This window comes from Lactobacillus sp. ESL0263 (assembly GCF_003692845.1).
GTDB lineage: Bacteria > Bacillota > Bacilli > Lactobacillales > Lactobacillaceae > Lactobacillus > Lactobacillus apis.
The window spans coordinates 49054-68593 of record NZ_REHL01000006.1; the positions used below are offsets into that span (position 1 = coordinate 49054).

A 19540-nucleotide genomic window follows, 5' to 3' on the forward strand; every position below is an offset into this window, starting at 1 on the left:
CATTCTCTCCTTATAAAATTAGAAACGATAGTGTGCAAATGCACGGTTAGCTTCAGCCATACGGTGTACATCTTCACGTTTCTTAACAGCTGAACCAGTGTTGTTTGAAGCATCAATGATTTCATTAGCTAGACGTTCATCCATTGTGTGTTCATTACGTAAACGTGCGTATGAAACAAGCCATCTTAAGCCCAAAGTTGTTCTTCTTTCAGGACGAACTTCAACTGGGACTTGGTAGTTAGAACCACCGATACGGCGAGCTTTAACTTCCAAAACTGGCATAATGTTGTTCATTGCTTCTTCAAATACTTCAAGTGGTTCTTTACCAGTCTTATCTTTGATAATGTCAAAAGCATCGTAAAGGATTGAAGATGCCTTAGCTCTCTTACCATCAAGCATTAAGTGGTTGATTAATTTAGTAACAAGCTTTGAGTTGTATACTGGATCTGCCAAAACATCTCTTTTAGCTATATGTCCTTTTCTAGGCATTATTTAACTCCTCCTTTAGTCTTTCTTAGCACCGTATTTAGAACGGCTTTGTTTTCTGCCATCAACACCAGCAGTATCAAGGGCACCACGGATAATATGGTAACGTACACCAGGAAGGTCCTTTACACGTCCACCACGGATTAAAACAACCGAGTGTTCTTGCAAGTTGTGGCCTTCACCTGGAATGTAGGCAGTAACTTCGATTAAGTTAGAAAGACGAACACGAGCATACTTACGTAAAGCTGAGTTTGGCTTCTTTGGTGTCATAGTACCAACACGAGTTGCAACTCCACGCATTTGTGGTGCAGGGTTGTTTACTAATTCCTTCTTCATACTGTTGTAGCCATAGCTTAAAGCTGGTGACTTTGATTTAGTCGTCTTAGTGTGACGGCCTTTTCTTACCAATTGGTTTATGGTTGGCATAAACTTTTTCCTCCTAAAATTTGATTATCTTGTTCACACACCCAGGAGTTTCTTTTTTAGACCTGAGTTATCTCCAAAATACACAAAGACTATTGTACTACCTTTTCAGCAAAATGCAATTTTCTTTTTTGAAAAAGCAAAATTTAGTTTTCTGCGTATTTAAATATGTGAGGTGGAAAAATGAATTTACTTTATCAATTGACTAATTTTTTAATTGGGACTTGTTTGGCTTCCCACGCATGTGTAATTGCTGAAAGAGCTGGCAAAGAGGACTTTATTTTTACTCGTTCCAAATGTACTAATTGCAAACAGCAACTAAGCTTACTTGATGAAATTCCCTTAGTTTCTTATTTAATGCTCAAAGGTCGCTGTCGCTATTGCAAAGTGCACATCCCCTGTGAATATTTCTTAATAGAATTTTTGGGTGGCTTTGCCTTTTGTAAAATTGACTTTAGTAGTATTAGTGGCATGAATACTGCACTTGTACTATTTAGCCTACTACTTGCAGCTATTAGCGACTACCAAAGTAAAGAATTTGATGTTGCATTCATTGTTCCGGCTTTCATTATTACAACCATACACTTACTAGTAAATTTCAAAAAAATCAGTTCTGTTGATCTCATTCACTTTTTTCCTATTTTTGCTCTTTTTGTCTATGAAATCTTCAAAAATAAATTGGGTTTCGGGGATCTACTTGTTTATTTAATTCTAGCCCTATACTTTAGTCCTCAATTTGCTAATTTAGCTTTTTTAGTCGCATCAATTATTTTAATTATTCTCTTTAAAACTGATGAGCTAGATAGAAAAGCTTCTGTTGCGTTTATTCCATTTATTTATATTGGTGTAATCACTCAACTTTTGTACAAATAAAAAGCCTTTTAAGTCGGATCTCCGATTAAAGATGAAAATCAAAAGACTATTATTTAGCCAGTTTTATCACCTATTTTCTTTTGCGTTTCAACCTATGATAAAATCTTTTATATAAAAACATTTAGAATTTATTGAGGAAAAATGATGCACTATATTTTATCTGCAGGAATACGTGGCGCCATACCATTTATCATTATGAGTACACTTTCTGGAATTATGAAATTACAACATATCGATGATTATAGCGTCAACTCGACATTTATTACGGGACTAATAATAACTGCAGTTGCAGCAACCTCTGTTATTTATGATGTCAAAAGTTGGACATTAGCAAGACAAACTGTCGTTCAGTTTCTAATCATGCTGGTTACCGTATATCCTTGTTTAGTATTCAGTGGCTGGTTCCCGACTAAATCAATACTAGATTTAGTAAAAATATTTGGTTTCTTTCTGATTGTTGGCATTATTTTATGGACACTATCATATATTCTATTTGGTAAAATTTTAAAGTAATATTTTCGAGCAAACAAAAAACTGTTCCGTTAGTAACTTCTAACAGAACAGTTTTTATTTACATTATTTTATGATTCTGTAGCTTGGTCAGCTTCCTTCATCTTCTTTTCAATATCAGCTATTGAATAAACAGATTTAGGTTTTTGAACATCAGCTTCAGGTTCCATATCACGGTAAATTGGAAGACCGGTTCCGGCAGGAATAATCTTACCAATGATAACATTTTCCTTCAAACCGAGTAATGGATCATTCTTACCTCTGATTGAGGCATCAGTTAATACACGGGTAGTTTCCTGGAATGAAGCAGCTGATAAGAAACTGTTAGTTTCAAGAGCAGCCTTAGTAATACCAAGAATAACACTCTGTGCAGTGGCAGGAATACCACCAGAAATAATAACTGAAGTGTTACGTTCCTTGAATTCACCAATATCCATGATTTCACCTGGAAGTAAGTTCGTTTCACCTGGATCAAGTACACGTACTTTCTGTAACATTTGTCTAGTCAAAACTTCGACATGCTTATCAGAAATGTCTACACCCTGCATCCGGTATGCTTTTTGAACTTCAACCAGGATGTATTCTTCAGTTGTTAAGGTATCAGTAACTTGGATGAGTTCCTTTGGATCGATTGATCCGAGAGTTAACTTGGAGCCACGACTAACCTCATCACCTTCACTAACTGCAACTGATGCAGTGTAAGGCACACTGTAGCTTCTAGTATCAATCTTACCTTTAACAGTAATCTCACGTGTATGCTCTGCTGGGTTTTCTTGAATTGAATCAATTATACCATCTACTTCAGAGATAATAGCACGTCCCTTTGGATTACGTGCTTCAAACAATTCTTGAACACGAGGAAGACCCTGAGTAATATCTTCTGCACCGGCAACACCACCGTTGTGGAATGTACGTAAAGTAAGCTGAGTACCAGGTTCACCAATTGATTGAGCTGCAACTGTACCAACTGCTTCACCAACTTCAACTTCTTCACCAGTAGCAAGGTTCATGCCGTAACACTTACGGCAAACACCATGGGAAGTATCACAAGTCAGAATAGAACGAATCTTAACATCTGTCACACCAGCATCACAAATTTTATGTGATAAATCTTCATCAAGCATGACATTTGGTCCAACAATAGCTTCGCCAGTCTTAGGATCTTTAACAGTTTCAGCAGTAAAGCGTCCTAATAGACGATCGTATAATGGCTCAATTAATTCGTCACCTTCCATAATGGCATGAACATTGATACCACGATCAGTACCACAATCATCTTCACGGATAATAACATCTTGAGCAACATCAACTAGACGACGAGTCAAGTATCCTGACTGGGCAGTCTTCAAGGCTGTATCAGTCATTCCCTTACGAGCACCGTGAGTTGACATGAATAGTTCTAGAACTGATAGACCTTCCTTAAAGTTTGAAGTAACAGGAATTTCGAATAATCCACCGTTAGGAGTGGCCATCAATCCACGCATACCAGCTAACTGAGTAAAGTTGGAAATGTTACCACGAGCACCAGAGTCGGCCATGATTGTAATTGGGTTACGAGGATCATAAATTTGAGCAATTTCGTCCTGTACCTGATCCTTACAATCATTCCAAATGCTGATAACACGATCGTGACGCTCTTGTTCAGTAATTAAACCTCGTCTAAATTGCTTAGATACGACATCAACTTGCTTGTGCGCCTTAGCAACCTTTTCATCCTTATCATCAATTTCAGGAACGTCGGTCATACCGATTGTAATACCTGAAGTAGTTGAACTAGTGTAACCAAGTGTCTTTAAGTCATCAAGGTATTCAGAAGTTCTTTGAACCTTGTAGTACTTGTAAATAGTTGCGATTGAATCGGATAAGAAAGATTTCTTAAATGGAGTTGAGATTAAATCACCAGCAACATCATCAATCTTTTCATGAATATCCTCACCAGGCTCTAAGAAGTACTTAGCGCTTAATGGGTGGTTCAAGTTTTCTTCAGTTGGTTCATTAATGTAGAAGTAATCTTCTGGGAAAATTTGGTTGAAAATGATTCTACCGTAAGTGGTAATGAAAATACCATGTTCGTAGCCTTTAGGCCATGACTTCTTAGGCATTGAATCAGCGGACATGCCAATAATAGTGTGATAGTGAATATCACCATTATTATATGCAACTGTTGCTTCATCAGGTGAATTGAAAATCATTCCTTCACCTTCACGACCCTTTTCAGCTTGAGTCAACCAATAGTTACCTAAAACGATATCCTGAGATGGTGTAACAATTGGCTTACCATCCTTAGGTGCCAAAATATGGTGAGCTGCAAGCATTAACAAACGTGATTCTGCAACAGCTTCGTCAGATAAAGGAACGTGAATGGCCATCTGGTCACCATCAAAGTCGGCATTGTAGGCTTCACATGCAAGTGGATGCAAACGAATTGACTTACCTGGTACCAAAACTGGTTCAAAGGCCTGAATACTCAAACGGTGCAAAGTTGGTGCACGGTTTAGTAAAACAGTTCTTTCCTTGATAACATCTTCTAGTACATCCCATACATCATCGTCTTCACGGTCAATCTTACGTTTTGCACTCTTAATGTTAGAAGCAATCTTGCGCTTAACTAATTCGTGCATTACAAATGGCTTGAATAATTCAAGTGCCATTGGACGAGGAACACCACATTGATAGAATTTCAATTTTGGTGAAACATCGATAACTGAACGACCGGAATAGTCAACACGCTTACCAAGTAAGTTCTGACGGAAACGACCCTGCTTACCCTTAAGCATGTGTGAAAGTGACTTAAGTGGACGGTTACCAGGTCCAACAACAGAACGACCACGACGACCATTATCAATTAGTGCATCTACGGCTTCTTGTAACATCCGCTTTTCATTTTGAACAATGATATTTGGTGCATTTAAGTCGAGCAGTCTCTTTAACCGGTTGTTACGGTTAATTACACGACGATACAAGTCATTCAAATCAGAAGTAGCGAAACGACCACCTTCTAATTGAACCATTGGACGCAAGTCCGGTGGAATAACTGGTACCGCATCAATGACCATCCATTCAGGCTTGTTACCAGAATCTTTGAATGCATCAAGAATATCTAATCTTCTGATTGCACGTGTACGTTTTTGACCAGTAGCAGTTTCCAATTCTTTCTTTAAATCAGTAACTTCTTTTTCTAGGTCAACCTTACGTAACAAGTCGCGAATTGCTTCGGCACCCATTTTTGCTTCAAAACGGTTACCGTACTTAGCTTTTTCTTCACGGTATTCTGCTTCAGTTAAAAGCTGCTTGAATTCAAGTTCAGTGTCACCTGGATCAATGACAATGTATGCCGCAAAATAGATAACTTCTTCCAATAATCTTGGTGACATATCAAGAATCAATCCCATTCGAGATGGAATTCCCTTGAAGTACCAAATGTGGGTTACTGGGGCTGCTAATTCGATGTGACCCATCCGTTCCCTTCTAACTTTAGAAGAGGTAACTTCAACACCACAACGATCACAAACGATGCCGCGGTATCTCACACCTTTATATTTGCCACATGCACATGCCCAATCCTTGGTTGGTCCAAAGATTCTTTCATCAAACAGACCATCTTTTTCCGGTTTTAAAGTACGGTAGTTGATCGTTTCAGGCTTTTTTACTTCACCATACGACCAGCTCCGAATTTTATTTGGAGAAGCAAGGCCAATTTGCATGCTTTCAAATTTATTTACGTCGATCAAAAGTTTAACCCCCTACTTATTTAGAAATCTTGTTATCATCGTCAGACTCATCAACTGGAGCTTCAATCTCGGCTGATTCTTCATCTTCTGATTTTGCGGTTTCTTCGGCTAACTTCTTCTTTTGTTGCTCTTCGGCCATCTTCGACAAGGTATCAATATTCAAATGTTCATTTGAATCATCATCCATGTCACGAAGTTCGATTTCATTGTGATCCATGTCAAGAACACGAATATCTAATCCTAGAGATTGTAATTCTTTAACAAGAACACGGAATGATTCAGGAACACCTGGTTTAGGAATTCTGTCACCCTTAACAATTGCTTCGTATGCCTTTACACGACCAACAACGTCATCAGATTTGTAAGTCAAAATTTCTTGTAATGTGTATGCAGCACCATAAGCTTCAAGTGCCCAAACTTCCATTTCACCAAAACGCTGTCCACCAAATTGTGCTTTACCACCAAGAGGTTGTTGGGTTACTAATGAGTAAGGCCCAATGGAACGTGCATGAATCTTATCATCAACCATGTGGGTTAATTTCAGATAGTGCATAATTCCGACAGAAACACGGTTATGGAACGGTTCTCCAGTACGACCATCATATAAAACAGTCTTACCATCTTTGTCGATACCAGCTTTATGAACAGTATCCCAAACATCATTTTCACTCGCACCATCAAATACTGGAGTTGCAACATGGATACCTAGACTATTAGCAGCCCAGCCCAAGTGCAATTCAAGTAACTGTCCGATGTTCATACGTGAAGGAACACCCATTGGGTTCAAACAAATATCAACTGGAGTACCATCTGGTAAGTATGGCATATCTTCTTCAGGAACAACTGCAGCAACAGTACCTTTGTTACCGTGACGACCAGACATCTTATCTCCGACTTGAATCTTTCTCTTTTGTGCAATGTAAACACGTACTAAGGTATTTACACCTGGGGAAAGTTCATCGCCGTTTTCACGAGTATATACTTTAACATCGCGAACAATTCCGCCACCACCGTGAGGTACACGTAATGATGTATCACGTACTTCACGTGCTTTTTCACCAAAGATAGCGTGAAGCAAACGTTCTTCAGCGGATAGTTCAGTCACACCCTTTGGTGTAACCTTACCTACTAAAATGTCACCGTCATGAACCTCAGCACCAATGCGAACGATTCCTTGACCATCGAGGTCTTTAAGTGCATCCTCACCAACATTAGGTAATTCGCGTGTAATTTCCTCGGGACCAAGTTTAGTATCACGAGCTTCTGATTCATAGTCTTCAATACTAATTGAAGTGTAGACATCATCCTTAACTAAACGTTCTGAAAGCATGATGGCATCTTCATAGTTGTACATGTTCCATGTCATGAAGGCAATTACGGGGTTTTGACCCAAAGCAAGTTCACCATGATCCATTGTTGGACCATTAACGATTACTTCGCCTTCTTCAACCTGATCACCTAATCTAACGTTTGGTGTTTGGTTATATGACTTGGAGTTGTTAGAACGACGGTATTTTTCAAGCACATATTTATCTAAAGTGCCATCAGCGCGTCTAATTCTAACTGTATTAGCATCAACGTATTCAACAGTTCCTGCTGCCTTAGCAACAATTGCAGCACCAGAGTCATGCGCAGCACGGTATTCCATACCAGTACCAACAAGACAGCTATGTGGATCAATCAATGGAGCAGCCTGACGTTGCTGGTTAGCCCCCATCAATGCACGGTTAGAGTCATCGTTTTCAAGGAAAGGAATACATGCAGACGCAACCGAAACAACTTGCTTAGGAATAACATCCATGTAGTCAATCTTATCAGGACTAACTTCGACGTTATCTTCCTTATGACGAGCTAAAATCAAATCGTCCTTGAAAGAACCATCTGGATTTAACTTGGTGTTTGCTCCGGCAATAATGAAGTTATCTTCTACATCAGCTGTTAGATAATCAATTCGATCCGTAACTTTATGAGTCTTCCATGAAACGCGACGATATGGTGTTTCAATGAAACCGTATTTGTTAATAACTGCGTATGATGCAAGAGAGTTAATTAATCCGATGTTTGGCCCTTCAGGAGTTTCAATCGGGCAAAGACGACCATATTGGGTATAGTGAACGTCACGAACTTCATATCCAGCACGGTCACGAGTCAAACCACCAGGCCCTAAAGCAGACATACGACGTTTGTGCGTTAATTCGCCAAGCGGGTTATGTTGGTCCATGAACTGTGAAAGTTGTGATGAACCAAAGAATTCTTTGATGCTGGCAACAATAGGTCTAATGTTGATTAATTGTTGCGGTGTAACAGTTGAAGGATCCTGAATTGACATTCTTTCACGAACAACACGTTCCATTCTTGCCAAACCAATTCTAAATTGATTTTGTAACAATTCACCAACACGACGAATACGACGGTTACCTAAGTGATCGATGTCATCAGTGTCACCAATACCATCTTGTAATAAGAAGAAGTAGTTAATTGATGCCAAAATATCTGCTGGAGTTAAGTATTTAACGTCCTTATCGATGTGCCCATTAGAAATCAACTTAACAACACGTTCAGGGTTAGCCTTTGAATATACCTTAACTTCTTGAACAACAATTGGGTCAGGTAAGACACCTTCTTTTGAAGGTTCATAAGTAACCATCTTGAAGTCATCACGATCAAGATACTCTTCTAAGCCGTCCATTACTTCATGAGTAACAACAGTACCCTTCTTAGCAATAATTTCACCAGTATCTGGGTCAGCTAAAGTTTCTGCTAAAGTTTGACCGTAGAGACGGTTCTTTAATGATAACTTCTTATTAACCTTGTATCGACCAACAGGGGCTAAGTCGTAGCGACGTGGGTCAAAGAAACGAGCATATAAGAGGGACCGTGAAGAATCAGTTGTCTTTGGTTCACCTGGGCGTAGACGCTCATAGATATCCTTTAAGGCTTCAGCGACACGTGAATCTGCTGGATTCTTGTGTACATCTTTATCCAAAGTGAATTGCAAAGTATCACTTTCACCAAAGATATCAATAATTTCGTCATCTGAGCCAATCCCTAAAGCTCTAATTAAAACAGTCAAAGGAAGTTTACGAGTACGATCAACACGTACATAAGAAACATTCTTAGCATCTGTTTCATATTCTAGCCATGCACCACGGTTAGGAATAACAGTTGTGCCGAAAATCTCTCGACCATTCTTATCATAGTCGCCAGAATAGTAGACACTTGGTGATCTAACTAATTGGGAAACAATAACTCTTTCGGCACCATTGATAATGAATGAACCAGATTCAGTCATTAAAGGTAAATCGCCGAAGAAAACATCTTGGGTCTTAATTTCACCAGTTTTTTGGTTAGTCAGTTTTAAGGTAACGTGCATTGGTGCAGCGTAAGTTGCATCGTGATCACGCGCTTCATCAACAGTATACTTTGGCTTTTGCAGTTTATAGCCAACGTACTCAAGCGAAAGCTTACCTGAAAAGTCACTAATCGGCATAATGTCGTCGAAGACTTCCTTAATACCTTCATCCAAAAAGTTTTGGTACGATTCGGTTTGAACATCTGTCAAGTTAGGTAGCTTCAGTACTTCTTTAATACGTGAAAAACTACGTCTTGTTCGATGCTTACCGAAGTTCACTACGTGTCCATTTAACAAGGAGAAAACATCCTTTCTGTCAGAGAAAGCTAATATTACATTTTGGTTACAATTTCAAAAAGCGGGATTTTTAAGCATAAAAAAGACAAAAACAACCTTTGTCGTTTTTGTCCTTTATTATTCTGCTGGACAATATATCAGCAAAATCCTGAAAATCAGCCTTTTTAATCACGCACTAATATAGCAAATGATAACTGATTTGTCAATTGTTTTACTTAGAGCCAACTAGATTTTTTGGTTCTGCTTTAACTATTTCAAATTTTAATTTGTCATGGTTACAACCAATTTTGAGAAGATCGCCATCACCAAGTTCACCAGTAATTAGTTTTGAGGCAATTTCGTCTTCAATATCCTTTTGAATTGCGCGGCGCAAAGGTCTTGCACCCATCTCAGGATTATAGCCATCTTTAGCAATTTTATCCAAAGCAGCACGTGAAATTTTCAATTGCACGCCTTGCTTTTGCAAACGGACAATCAACTTATGAGTAAGTAGAGTGACAATTTGACGTAATTGTTGCTGGTTAAGCTCATCAAAGATGATTGTTTCATCAACTCGGTTTAAAAATTCTGGACGGAAGAACTGTTTAAGCGCTTGACGAACACGATCTTTTCGCATTTCAACTTGGCTTGAATTGTCAGCATTAAAGCCGACTTCTTTGGTGTCAAATAAAGAACGCGAGCCTAAGTTGGAAGTCATAATAATAATTGTATTCTTAAAGTCTACTTTGCGTCCTTTTGAATCGGTCAAAAAGCCATCGTCAAGTACTTGCAATAACAGGTTAAAAACATCAGGATGGGCTTTTTCAACTTCATCGAGCAAAACTACAGAATATGGGTGGCGACGAACCTGTTCGGATAATTGTCCACCTTCATCATAGCCAACATAGCCTGGAGCTGAGCCAATCAGCTTACTATTAGCAATTTGATCCATGTATTCAGACATATCAATTCTGATTAAGTTATTCTCTGAACCAAAGATTGAGGCCGCTATTGCTTTGGCTAGTTCTGTCTTACCAACACCTGTTGGGCCCAAGAATAGAAATGAACCGATTGGACGATTTTCATCCTTAATTCCACTCCTACTACGACGAACTGCGCGACTAACTGCACGAACTGCATCCTCTTGTCCGATAATGCGCTTATGCAAATCTGACTCCAGATTAGCCAGATGCTTTGATTCATCGCGATTCATTTGAGTAACAGGTACGCCTGTCCAGTTTGAAACTACCTTAGCAATATCTTCTGGTTGCACTGTAGACTTTTTACTAGTCGCACTTTCCAATTTAGCGTTTAACTTATCTTGGCGTAATTGCAAGCTATTTTGTCTATCTTGAAGCTGAGCCGCTTTGACAAAATTCTGATTAATCGCAGCTTGATTTTTTTGCTCTATAACTTTTTTAATTTGTTCATTAAGTTGAACCAGCTGGTTATTTGAGCCCTTACCAGACTTGATTTTGACAGCTGCACTAGCTTCATCAATTAAGTCAATTGCTTTATCCGGCAAATAACGGTTAGAAATATAGCGACTTGATAAATCAATTGCATTCTCAAGGGCCGCATCAGTAATTGTGACATGGTGAAACTTCTCATATTTTGGTTTCAAACCACTCAAAATAGCTAGTGTCTCTTCCTTAGAAGGTTCATTTAGACGCACTATTTGAAATCTACGTGCTAATGCTTGATCTTTTTCAACATACTTTTGGTACTCGTCAAAAGTTGTTGCACCTATCATTTGAATGTCACCACGTGCAAGCGATGGCTTCAAAATATTAGCTGCATCAATTGATCCTTCGGCCCCACCGGCACCAATTAAGGTATGCATTTCGTCAACAAACAGAATAATTGTTCCGTCATCAACAATTTCTTTGATAATTTTCTTCAGTCGATCTTCAAACTCACCACGATATTTAGTACCAGCAACAAGACCTCCCAAATCAAGTGAGATGACTTTTTTGTCCATTAGGTCATGTGGCACTTTTTTATTAACTATTGCTGTCGCAATCGCTTCAGCAACAGCCGTCTTACCGACTCCCGGTTCACCGATTAGAACAGGGTTATTCTTGTTACGTCTAGATAAAATTTCAATTACACGAGCGACTTCTTTATCTCGCCCAATCACTGGATCGATCTTGCCATTTTCTGCTCGTTCATTTAAGTTAACTGACACTTGATCAAGGGTTGGCGTTTTGCTTTGCGAATTAGTGGAATTACTATAATCCGCACCATTAAAACTCGACCAACCACTATTATCAGATTGATCATTATCATCAATATTATCGATATCTTCACCTAGCGAATGTAATAAATCATTGCGCAAACCAGGAAGATCTATGTTCAAATTTCGTAAAATGACAGAAGCAAGAATTTGTTCATTGAGAATCAAACCAAGCAAAATATGACTAGTTTTAATTTGAGCTGAACCTTCACGTTCAGCTAAGATTCCTGCATAAGATAATGCCATACTCAACCGAGGTGACATTTCCATATAAGTAGATTTACCTGCCGAGCCATAGCCGGTATAGCGTTCAATTTCTTCACGGATAGCCGTTGGCGTTGCGCCCCATGCACGCAAGTTTTTACCAGCCTCACCATCAGATTCGATTACCATCGCAAGCAGTACGTGTTCCGTACCGATTAAACGATGATGAAAGCTCTGTGCCTGTTCACGTGCAATTTCTAAAACTTGATTTGCACTTTTGGTATAGGATTTTTTCATCATAGCACCACCTTTAAAAACGATGTGTATCCACTATAAACTTTTTGGCTGAATTGTAAAATATTTTGTTTCAAGTAAAGTGCTTTTAGCGTAAAAACATTGCCACCATTATAGCAAAGACTAGCTAATGATGCTAATTTCTGTTTTCTTAATATAAGTGCTTTTCCAAATGTTTTATTTTCGTTAAACAAAATACCTTGATTGTAGCAAAAGATTCACTATATAAGTAGATTAGTTTAGGTACGAGTGATATAAATTTCTATTCACTTACTAATCGATTTCAGAAATCGTATGTAATCAACTAACCTTATTTATAATTAAATTTGTGTACAATAAAAAGCAACCTAAAAAGTTGCTTTTTTTGCGCGAATAAATTTAACTAGCTATTTTTTTGTTTAAGATATTGTTCATACAAAAAATTCTCTTTACTAATAATATCTAGTGTCAGAATATCAGCGATTTCGATTGGATCGGATCTAACCTCGTCCATCAAATTATGGTCTTTACAATATTCTGTTTGATCAATTAATACCTTTTGCGTGTCAACAGAAATTATTTTTACAGTTTCCTCATATTCATCTTCAGATTCAGCTATAGTGACATAAAAGCCGTAATTACAACAATAATCTAACAAAGTAATGATATCATTATCTGGAATATCATTATATACTTTCCGTAAGTTTAATCTATCATATTCATCTTGTTTTTTTAGGTAGTCAATATAGAAATCAAACATCCTTGTATGACTATCATTACATACTAATTTTTCAATTTCCGTCTTTTTATATAAAACATAACTATCTAAACTGCCAATATCGTCTACAACTTCAAAGATATAGTATTGACCTATATCGGCAATCATATATCCTACTGCAAATATATAACTATCTTGTGATTTCCCATAAATTTTCACTAACTCCTTTTTATTAAGGTAGTTACTCCAATCTTTTTTATTGATTATCATCCAAAATCTCCTTTTTTTGCTATGCTTCAAGTTTTTATTAATTTTCCAGGTTTATATATTTCCTATTTGAGCTAGCTTCAGAAAGGCGCCTTTTTGAAAGTTAAATATTTGTTTGACAAAGAGCCGCACAAGATATTTACATAATGCTGCACAATTTAAGTGCATGTAATTAAACAATATCATTATCAGGTTAAGATTTGGATTCCATAAAATTGCATAGAATAAAATTTATTCCTACAGGGTAAAACCTGATTATGTCAATGTACCACTTTCAGGTTAGAGCGTAGAACAAAGAAATTGCGTTGAATGAAGTTAGGTGCCCCATCGTTTCCTAATAGTTAGGATACTTGCGTTTATGTCGACGTAAACAAATTAATTATAATTTATGAATAACCTCAAAATTGTCTAACCTTCTGAACTCACCCTAAATAGAATCTTCTTATATTGTATAGTCAATGTAGCTACTAGTATCCTTAGGCTTTACTAAATTTTTGATTGACTTCTCAAAATTACTTTTAAAGTACTGAAAGATCATTGTCCGACAATAATTTTTTAAATAATTAGCCTAACGTTAAGCTTTATACTATATATGTTAATTAACTTAATAAAAGTATATATACCAAAAACAATAAAACTATTCTGACTACATGATGCATTAGATGAAACGATTTATTCAAAATACCATGCAAAATTGCTGAAATGACTATTAATAAATTCGAAATTATAGTTATAGTTAAAAATTGTTTGTAAGTAACTAAAAAGAATGTAAAAACAGATAATCCTGCAAGAAAAGTTATTATGTCTAAATATGAATGCTTATCATTTTCAAAAAAATCCCAAGCAGCAGCTATACTAGATAAAATCATAAATATGAATAAAACAATAATTCCAATATTTGTTTTCATCTTAATGTTCCTCAATAATTAAACTTACTTTTTATTTTTTTACTCATGATTAAAAGTATGATATAAAATCTAATTCATACCTTTGACATAAAGGCAAATTCTCATTTATCGGGAAAACAGGTCTTGAACTCTGCTCTTTAAAACGCCTATATATCAACGATTATAGCGATAGTTTCGACATATGAAGTCCGATATGAAGTCGATTTTAGCCTTCCATATATCTTTCAAACCCAGTCACTGTCTCCTGCTCACTCTGCTTTGTTACGTGAGTGTATACGTCCATTGTCGTTTTAATTGAGGAATGACCTAGTCTTTTTTGAACTTCTTTCATCGATGCCCCAGAATCAAATAGTAGGGATGCATGAGTATGTCTAAATCCGTGGGAAGTAATATGTCTTAATTTACCAAATTCACATATCCTACTGTTCCAATCAGTAGTCTTCGTTGGCTGATGTGGCTTATTCTGGTTAGTCGCAAACACCAAATTATCCGTACTTATAAAATTATAACCTATCTTCAACATTTCTTTTTGTTGACGTGTTCGCCACTCTTTTAACACACCCATGGTTTGTTTATCCATTTGAATGGTTCTAATACTAGTCCTAGTCTTAGGTGTAGAAATATACAGGCGATTCTCTAATCCCCTACTTACCGACCTATCTATTCTAATTGTGCTATGTAGAAAATCTATCCTATTCCATTTTAAAGCTAAAGCCTCACCTTTTCTCATCCCTGAATAAGCTAATAATCTAAAGAATACGTAGTATTGAAATTTGACCTTCTTAGCGCATTCAAGGTATTCTTTCAATTCTTCTTTAGAATAGAAATTGTCAAATTCCTTTGGCTGCTCAATATACTTTGGTCTTACAACTTTTTTCATTGGATTCTTATCAATTAATTCAAGATCAACAGCATAATTAAGCATGCGGGATGCATAGCGAATATATCTTTTATATGCCTTAGGGGCAATTTCAAACCACTTATTTACCGCATTTTGACACTGGAAAATGGTAAGCTTATCTATATAAATATTACCTAATTCCTTAAGAATATGGTTATCAAAAATCATTAATGCAGTGGCATATGTACTTTCTTTAACCGTAGTCTTATAGGTCTTAGACCATAATTTAAACAAGTCCTTCATGGTGTAGCGCCTTTTGGTAAGTGGTTCATATTCACCATTCAGGACTTTTATTTTGTATTCATAGTAAGACTTTTCGGCAGCATCCCTGCTCTTAAAGCCTTGCTTTTTTATTTGAATCGTATGTCCTGTCGCATCATTTTTACCAACATAAATATTAAATCCAAATCTGCTTTGGCCACTAGGTGTGGTGTACTCTTTAATTTCATTATCCATGTTTAATTAATTCCCTTCTTAACATCAGAAGGCGTGCAAGTGAACTAATCTTAAATATTTAACATGTTAATTTGGATTTAAGCAGTATTACATGGAGAAACTAATTATTGGTTTTACTAAAATCTAGAAATGCCTCTCCATCTTCATCTACAAAAATATGTTCATTGATAAAATCTTGTCTTTTTTTCAAAAGCTCTTTAGGAGATTCTATCCACTCTTCGCCATCTTTTTGAGTTCTATCATCTCTCTCTAGCTTGAGCAGTTCAGCGGACAAAGCATCGTTAAGAGCATCTACTATATCTTCTTTAGTAGCATCCAAAGGCTTAGTAACTAACCATTTAACAGCAACACTTTTAAAGATAAACGAAAAGTTTTCCTTCCAAAAATCTATATTATTGATTTCCTTTTCAGATAGCAGATTAAATTTTGGCTCATCATATGGTATTAAGCCCTTCGCTATGCATATCAAATCCACGTTGAATGAAATTTCGAAGATTTTCTCACTATAACTTAAAGAAGTTTTCTTAGATTCAGAGATATAACTATTTTTTAAGACTTCTAGAATTTCTTTTTTGCTATATGCACCTTTCAGAATGATTACTGATACCCCCATCACTTCAGATAAGTAAGTCCACATTTTTTCGGTCGGACTATTTAATGCATTTTCCCATCTTGAAAATGTCGGAATTGTTATAGGTTTCAAATTTTTATTAATTATGTATTTATTGAAGGTCTGTACAAACTGGCTTTGTGACATCCCCTTTTTATTTCTGAACTCTTTTATTCTGTTAGTCATATTATCTCCATCTTTTTACATATTTTTATAATCAATAGAATAATTCATATTGCAAATATTTGCAATAATTTATTGACTTACAAATATTTGTAATATATAATTCCATTACCATTACGAATATTTGTAACAGGAGGTAATGATAATGGTTGAATATTTTACATATAAAGAGGCTATGAATTATTTAGGTATTAATTCATATCAGGGATTAAGGAATCTGTTTAATGCTGGATTACCAATTATTCAAGTTGGAAAAACTAAAAAGATTAGCAAATCTGCAATTGATCAATTTATGAAAGAACACCAACAAACAGTTAATGATTAAGGAGAAAAGCTATGGAAAGAAAAATCAAAGTAAGCAATGAATTCGACAATAAGTTTATTCAGATGGCAACAGAAAGCTCGGATATCTTTAATTGTCTGACTGTCCTTTCAGACAAAATAACTGAAATTGAAAGTCCTAGCGACTTAACACTAAATCAGTTAAACGAAATATCAGCTTTAACAAATGTAATTAAGAGTTTTACTAAGCGCTATAGCGACTTGGTAAATAATTCGTACATGCTAACTTATTGCGGAGAGGAATAAACCATGAAGAGAACTGTTAAAGATATAGACAACGGTCTAATAACTGCATCTTTAAAAAGTGAAAACTTATTAAGAGCCATTGAGTTAATGCTTGAAAAACTACATAGCATACAGGGGGCGGAAAACATGACGTTAGCTGATTATCAAAAAATCTATGGATTAGCTGATTTAATGAGAGTTTATGCATGCAATTTGCGAGATGAAATATCTCATACAGAATCATTAATCAATTTTGAGGAGGAATAAACCATGGAATTCAAATTAGACCAAGAACAAAAAACAGACCTACAAAACTATATTTGTGGTCTGATTAAAGACAGTCTTAAAAAAGCAGCATCCCCTCAGCAGCCATATTTAAACCGTGTAGAGATTGCAAAGTACTTTGGGGTTGCTCCCTCTACCATTACTTATTGGGCCTCTCTGGGCATGCCTGTGGCCGTAATTGACGGTCGCAAACTATATGGTAAGCAATCCATCACTAAATGGATTCAGAGCAAAGAAAAAACCGTTTCTTAAACAACCACGAAAAAGAAAACGGTATTTAAGTAATTATAACATCTAGAAACGTGCAAGTGAATTAATCTTAGGTGTTTAACTAAAGGAAATAAATTATGAATCAAAATAGTAACGAAGAATTAATCCAATGTTTAAACGAAATAAACAAAAGTCTAAAAGATATAAATAGCTCAATTAAAAGTCTGAAAGTAATAACAGCTTGTATCGAGTCCTAATACAGCATTTTAGAAAGAGAGGTTTCAAATTTGTCTGATAATAAAAAAGAAAAACATATCAAAGGAACTCCCACCTGGATAAAATTTTACAATGATGACAAACCTAAAGTCATTATTTCCAAATTTGGCCGAGCTATCCTCAACGAGCATAACTTTATCATCGTCGAGAACGGCAATAAAGAGGAGTTCTACGAGTATAACGAAGTTAAAGGGTACTGGTGCCTTAGGAACATTAAAAGCATTAAGAGCGTCATTACAGAGCTTTTAAACAGATATAACGTGTGGACTGCTCGAGTGGTTAAGGATGCTTTCGACTTTGTTAGTTACAGCATTAAACGAGTTAAATGGATAGATACGTTCGGTAAAAAACGTGGTAACTATTTTAACTTTAAAAATGGTGTTTGGGATTGGGATGCATTCAAATTACAAGAACACGACCCCAAATACTATTTCACTTCCTGTGTTGATTATGACTTAGTTCCGTTTGATGCAGATAAGGAATTAATCAATATCAAGAATAAAAAAGTAGCACAGTTAGAAACGTCCAAGTGGTTATGGGAATCGTTTGGCGAGAACATAACTCCAATAATGGAATTGATAGGCTACTCTTTCTACCCTAGTTACAAACCTATTCAAGCTTTCGTTTTGATAATAAGTAAAGGTGGTGACGGTAAAACCACTTTCGCAAATTACCTACAAAGATTACTAGGCAAAGAAAATGTTTCTCATGTTTCGTTAGAGAACTTAACAGATGATAAGAGCAACAACTTTAGTCTTTCAGAGCTATTTGGCAAATGCTTAAATATCCACGATGATATTTCAAAGTCTTTTATTAAGAACCCAGCTGTTATTAAAACTCTAACAGGTGGTGGTGAAATGAACGCCCAAGTAAAAAATAAAGCTGATATCACCTTCTCTAACCACGCTAAACTGCTATTCATTGGTAATGAGGAGCCTAGCTTTTCCGATACTAGTAATGGCTTTAAACGGAGAGTAAACATAGTTCACTTCAAGCGAATAGAAAACTTTGATAAGAACATTGATACTGAAAAAATAGAAAAAGAACGTGGTAAATTTGTTTACTTATGTATGTACTTAGCAGAGAAAGCTATGGCTAAACATACTCTTACACAAACTCCATCAATTTTGAAAGCAAGAAACAAATGGCTAACTGACAACGATTTAGTTCAGCAATTTATTAATGAAAATTACATTCAATCTGAAAATTCAACTGTAAACCAAGAAAATTTATACCAAGCTTATAAGAATTGGTGTGATGCCAATAGAATTAAGCATCCCTTATCAATGACTAAACTCAAAAACGAATTAGAAAGAAAAGGAATATTACGAATTAGCAAACAACTTAGATTACCCAATGGCAAAAGACCACGTGTTTATTACTACAAAAATATCAAGGCGAAATAAACTAAGGGAACATCTCATAAGCACTGAAATATCAGCAAAGGAACCCCTGTGAACAATTAAATCAAAAAAATCAAAATGGTCTAATCCCTTGAGTAACTAGGTAAAGAACAAAGGAACACCCTTATATTTAAAACAGCAGAAAATATATAATATATATAATATATAGTATATATACGTGTGGGGAGTAAAATTGCAGAATTTTTTTGTTCTTTGTTCTCAACCTTGAGGCTGTAAGGCTTATGCCTGTTTTCTGATTTGTGACAGCAAAAAAATAATTGTGACGAATGGTTAAGCAAAGAAATTGAATTCGAAAAGGGCGATATTTTTATAAAGACTAAAGACAGGTACAAACCACAGATTTTTAATAAGCCCTTATGAGAGTAACCACG

The 19540-nt window shown here is 36.1% G+C and carries 16 protein-coding genes; 7 read left to right on the top strand and 9 right to left on the bottom strand.

Annotated elements, in window-relative coordinates; all coding sequences use genetic code 11:
* Window positions 1-18 precede the first annotated feature (18 nt).
* Window positions 19-489, bottom strand: a complete 471-nt coding sequence (gene rpsG, locus F5ESL0263_RS06650) for a 30S ribosomal protein S7 (protein ID WP_046307588.1) — start codon at window positions 487-489, stop codon at window positions 19-21.
* A gap of 15 nt (window positions 490-504) precedes the next feature.
* Window positions 505-912: a 30S ribosomal protein S12 gene (gene rpsL / locus F5ESL0263_RS06655; RefSeq protein ID WP_046307589.1), complete on the bottom strand. Its 408-nt coding sequence runs from the start codon at window positions 910-912 to the stop codon at window positions 505-507.
* Window positions 913-1092: 180 nt separating this feature from the next.
* Between rpsL and F5ESL0263_RS06660 the strand changes: the two genes are divergently transcribed.
* Both F5ESL0263_RS06660 and F5ESL0263_RS06665 read left to right on the top strand, forming a co-directional pair.
* On the top strand, window positions 1093-1782 hold the full coding sequence (locus F5ESL0263_RS06660) for an A24 family peptidase (protein ID WP_122035764.1): 690 nt from the start codon (window positions 1093-1095) through the stop codon (window positions 1780-1782).
* Window positions 1783-1923: 141 nt separating this feature from the next.
* A complete protein-coding gene (locus F5ESL0263_RS06665; RefSeq protein ID WP_233558464.1) occupies window positions 1924-2295 on the top strand; it encodes a DUF3021 family protein in 372 nt (123 codons plus the stop codon).
* 68 nt (window positions 2296-2363) lie between these two features.
* Here the strand turns inward: F5ESL0263_RS06665 and rpoC are convergent, their stop codons facing one another.
* The 7 genes from rpoC to F5ESL0263_RS06700 all read right to left on the bottom strand — a co-directional run bounded on the left by rpoC (window position 2364) and on the right by F5ESL0263_RS06700 (window position 16410).
* Window positions 2364-6023 (bottom strand): DNA-directed RNA polymerase subunit beta', encoded by a 3660-nt coding sequence (rpoC, locus tag F5ESL0263_RS06670; protein WP_122035768.1) that lies wholly within the window; start codon window positions 6021-6023, stop codon window positions 2364-2366.
* A gap of 16 nt (window positions 6024-6039) precedes the next feature.
* Window positions 6040-9672, bottom strand: a complete 3633-nt coding sequence (rpoB, locus tag F5ESL0263_RS06675; RefSeq protein WP_122035770.1) for a DNA-directed RNA polymerase subunit beta — start codon at window positions 9670-9672, stop codon at window positions 6040-6042.
* A gap of 211 nt (window positions 9673-9883) precedes the next feature.
* The gene (locus tag F5ESL0263_RS06680; protein ID WP_122035772.1) at window positions 9884-12388 is read right to left on the bottom strand and encodes an ATP-dependent Clp protease ATP-binding subunit; all 2505 of its coding nucleotides are present in this window, start codon (window positions 12386-12388) and stop codon (window positions 9884-9886) included.
* A gap of 379 nt (window positions 12389-12767) precedes the next feature.
* Window positions 12768-13352 (bottom strand): hypothetical protein, encoded by a 585-nt coding sequence (locus tag F5ESL0263_RS06685; protein ID WP_122035774.1) that lies wholly within the window; start codon window positions 13350-13352, stop codon window positions 12768-12770.
* A gap of 596 nt (window positions 13353-13948) precedes the next feature.
* Window positions 13949-14257: a hypothetical protein gene (locus F5ESL0263_RS06690; protein ID WP_122035776.1), complete on the bottom strand. Its 309-nt coding sequence runs from the start codon at window positions 14255-14257 to the stop codon at window positions 13949-13951.
* 205 nt (window positions 14258-14462) lie between these two features.
* On the bottom strand, window positions 14463-15614 hold the full coding sequence (locus tag F5ESL0263_RS06695; RefSeq protein WP_122035778.1) for a site-specific integrase: 1152 nt from the start codon (window positions 15612-15614) through the stop codon (window positions 14463-14465).
* A gap of 100 nt (window positions 15615-15714) precedes the next feature.
* On the bottom strand, window positions 15715-16410 hold the full coding sequence (locus F5ESL0263_RS06700) for a helix-turn-helix transcriptional regulator (protein WP_122035780.1): 696 nt from the start codon (window positions 16408-16410) through the stop codon (window positions 15715-15717).
* A 142-nt stretch (window positions 16411-16552) separates the two neighbouring features.
* On the opposite strand from F5ESL0263_RS06700, the gene F5ESL0263_RS06705 reads away from it, so the two are divergent.
* The 5 genes from F5ESL0263_RS06705 (at window position 16553) to F5ESL0263_RS06725 (ending at window position 19151) form a co-directional block, all read left to right on the top strand.
* The gene (locus F5ESL0263_RS06705) at window positions 16553-16732 is read left to right on the top strand and encodes a helix-turn-helix domain-containing protein (protein WP_199724314.1); all 180 of its coding nucleotides are present in this window, start codon (window positions 16553-16555) and stop codon (window positions 16730-16732) included.
* 11 nt (window positions 16733-16743) lie between these two features.
* A complete protein-coding gene (locus tag F5ESL0263_RS06710; RefSeq protein ID WP_122035784.1) occupies window positions 16744-16995 on the top strand; it encodes a hypothetical protein in 252 nt (83 codons plus the stop codon).
* Window positions 16996-16998: 3 nt separating this feature from the next.
* Window positions 16999-17241 (top strand): hypothetical protein, encoded by a 243-nt coding sequence (locus F5ESL0263_RS06715; protein WP_122035786.1) that lies wholly within the window; start codon window positions 16999-17001, stop codon window positions 17239-17241.
* A gap of 3 nt (window positions 17242-17244) precedes the next feature.
* Window positions 17245-17511 (top strand): DNA-binding protein, encoded by a 267-nt coding sequence (locus F5ESL0263_RS06720; protein ID WP_122035788.1) that lies wholly within the window; start codon window positions 17245-17247, stop codon window positions 17509-17511.
* A 245-nt stretch (window positions 17512-17756) separates the two neighbouring features.
* The gene (locus F5ESL0263_RS06725) at window positions 17757-19151 is read left to right on the top strand and encodes a phage/plasmid primase, P4 family (protein ID WP_158593024.1); all 1395 of its coding nucleotides are present in this window, start codon (window positions 17757-17759) and stop codon (window positions 19149-19151) included.
* Window positions 19152-19540 lie beyond the last annotated feature (389 nt).

Excerpts from the sequence above, each read along its gene's own strand:
- F5ESL0263_RS06720 (WP_122035788.1), top strand. The coding sequence starts at position 17,245 with ATGGAATTCAAATTAGACCAAGAACAAAAAACAGACCTACAAAACTAT.
- F5ESL0263_RS06695 (WP_122035778.1), bottom strand. The coding sequence starts at position 15,614 with ATGGATAATGAAATTAAAGAGTACACCACACCTAGTGGCCAAAGCAGA.
- F5ESL0263_RS06710 (WP_122035784.1), top strand. The coding sequence starts at position 16,744 with ATGGAAAGAAAAATCAAAGTAAGCAATGAATTCGACAATAAGTTTATT.
- F5ESL0263_RS06715 (WP_122035786.1), top strand. The coding sequence starts at position 16,999 with ATGAAGAGAACTGTTAAAGATATAGACAACGGTCTAATAACTGCATCT.
- F5ESL0263_RS06690 (WP_122035776.1), bottom strand. The coding sequence starts at position 14,257 with ATGAAAACAAATATTGGAATTATTGTTTTATTCATATTTATGATTTTA.
- F5ESL0263_RS06680 (WP_122035772.1), bottom strand. The coding sequence starts at position 12,388 with ATGAAAAAATCCTATACCAAAAGTGCAAATCAAGTTTTAGAAATTGCA.
- F5ESL0263_RS06660 (WP_122035764.1), top strand. The coding sequence starts at position 1,093 with ATGAATTTACTTTATCAATTGACTAATTTTTTAATTGGGACTTGTTTG.
- rpsG (WP_046307588.1), bottom strand. The coding sequence starts at position 489 with ATGCCTAGAAAAGGACATATAGCTAAAAGAGATGTTTTGGCAGATCCA.
- F5ESL0263_RS06665 (WP_233558464.1), top strand. The coding sequence starts at position 1,924 with ATGATGCACTATATTTTATCTGCAGGAATACGTGGCGCCATACCATTT.
- F5ESL0263_RS06705 (WP_199724314.1), top strand. The coding sequence starts at position 16,553 with ATGGTTGAATATTTTACATATAAAGAGGCTATGAATTATTTAGGTATT.
- rpsL (WP_046307589.1), bottom strand. The coding sequence starts at position 912 with ATGCCAACCATAAACCAATTGGTAAGAAAAGGCCGTCACACTAAGACG.
- F5ESL0263_RS06685 (WP_122035774.1), bottom strand. The coding sequence starts at position 13,352 with ATGATAATCAATAAAAAAGATTGGAGTAACTACCTTAATAAAAAGGAG.
- F5ESL0263_RS06700 (WP_122035780.1), bottom strand. The coding sequence starts at position 16,410 with ATGACTAACAGAATAAAAGAGTTCAGAAATAAAAAGGGGATGTCACAA.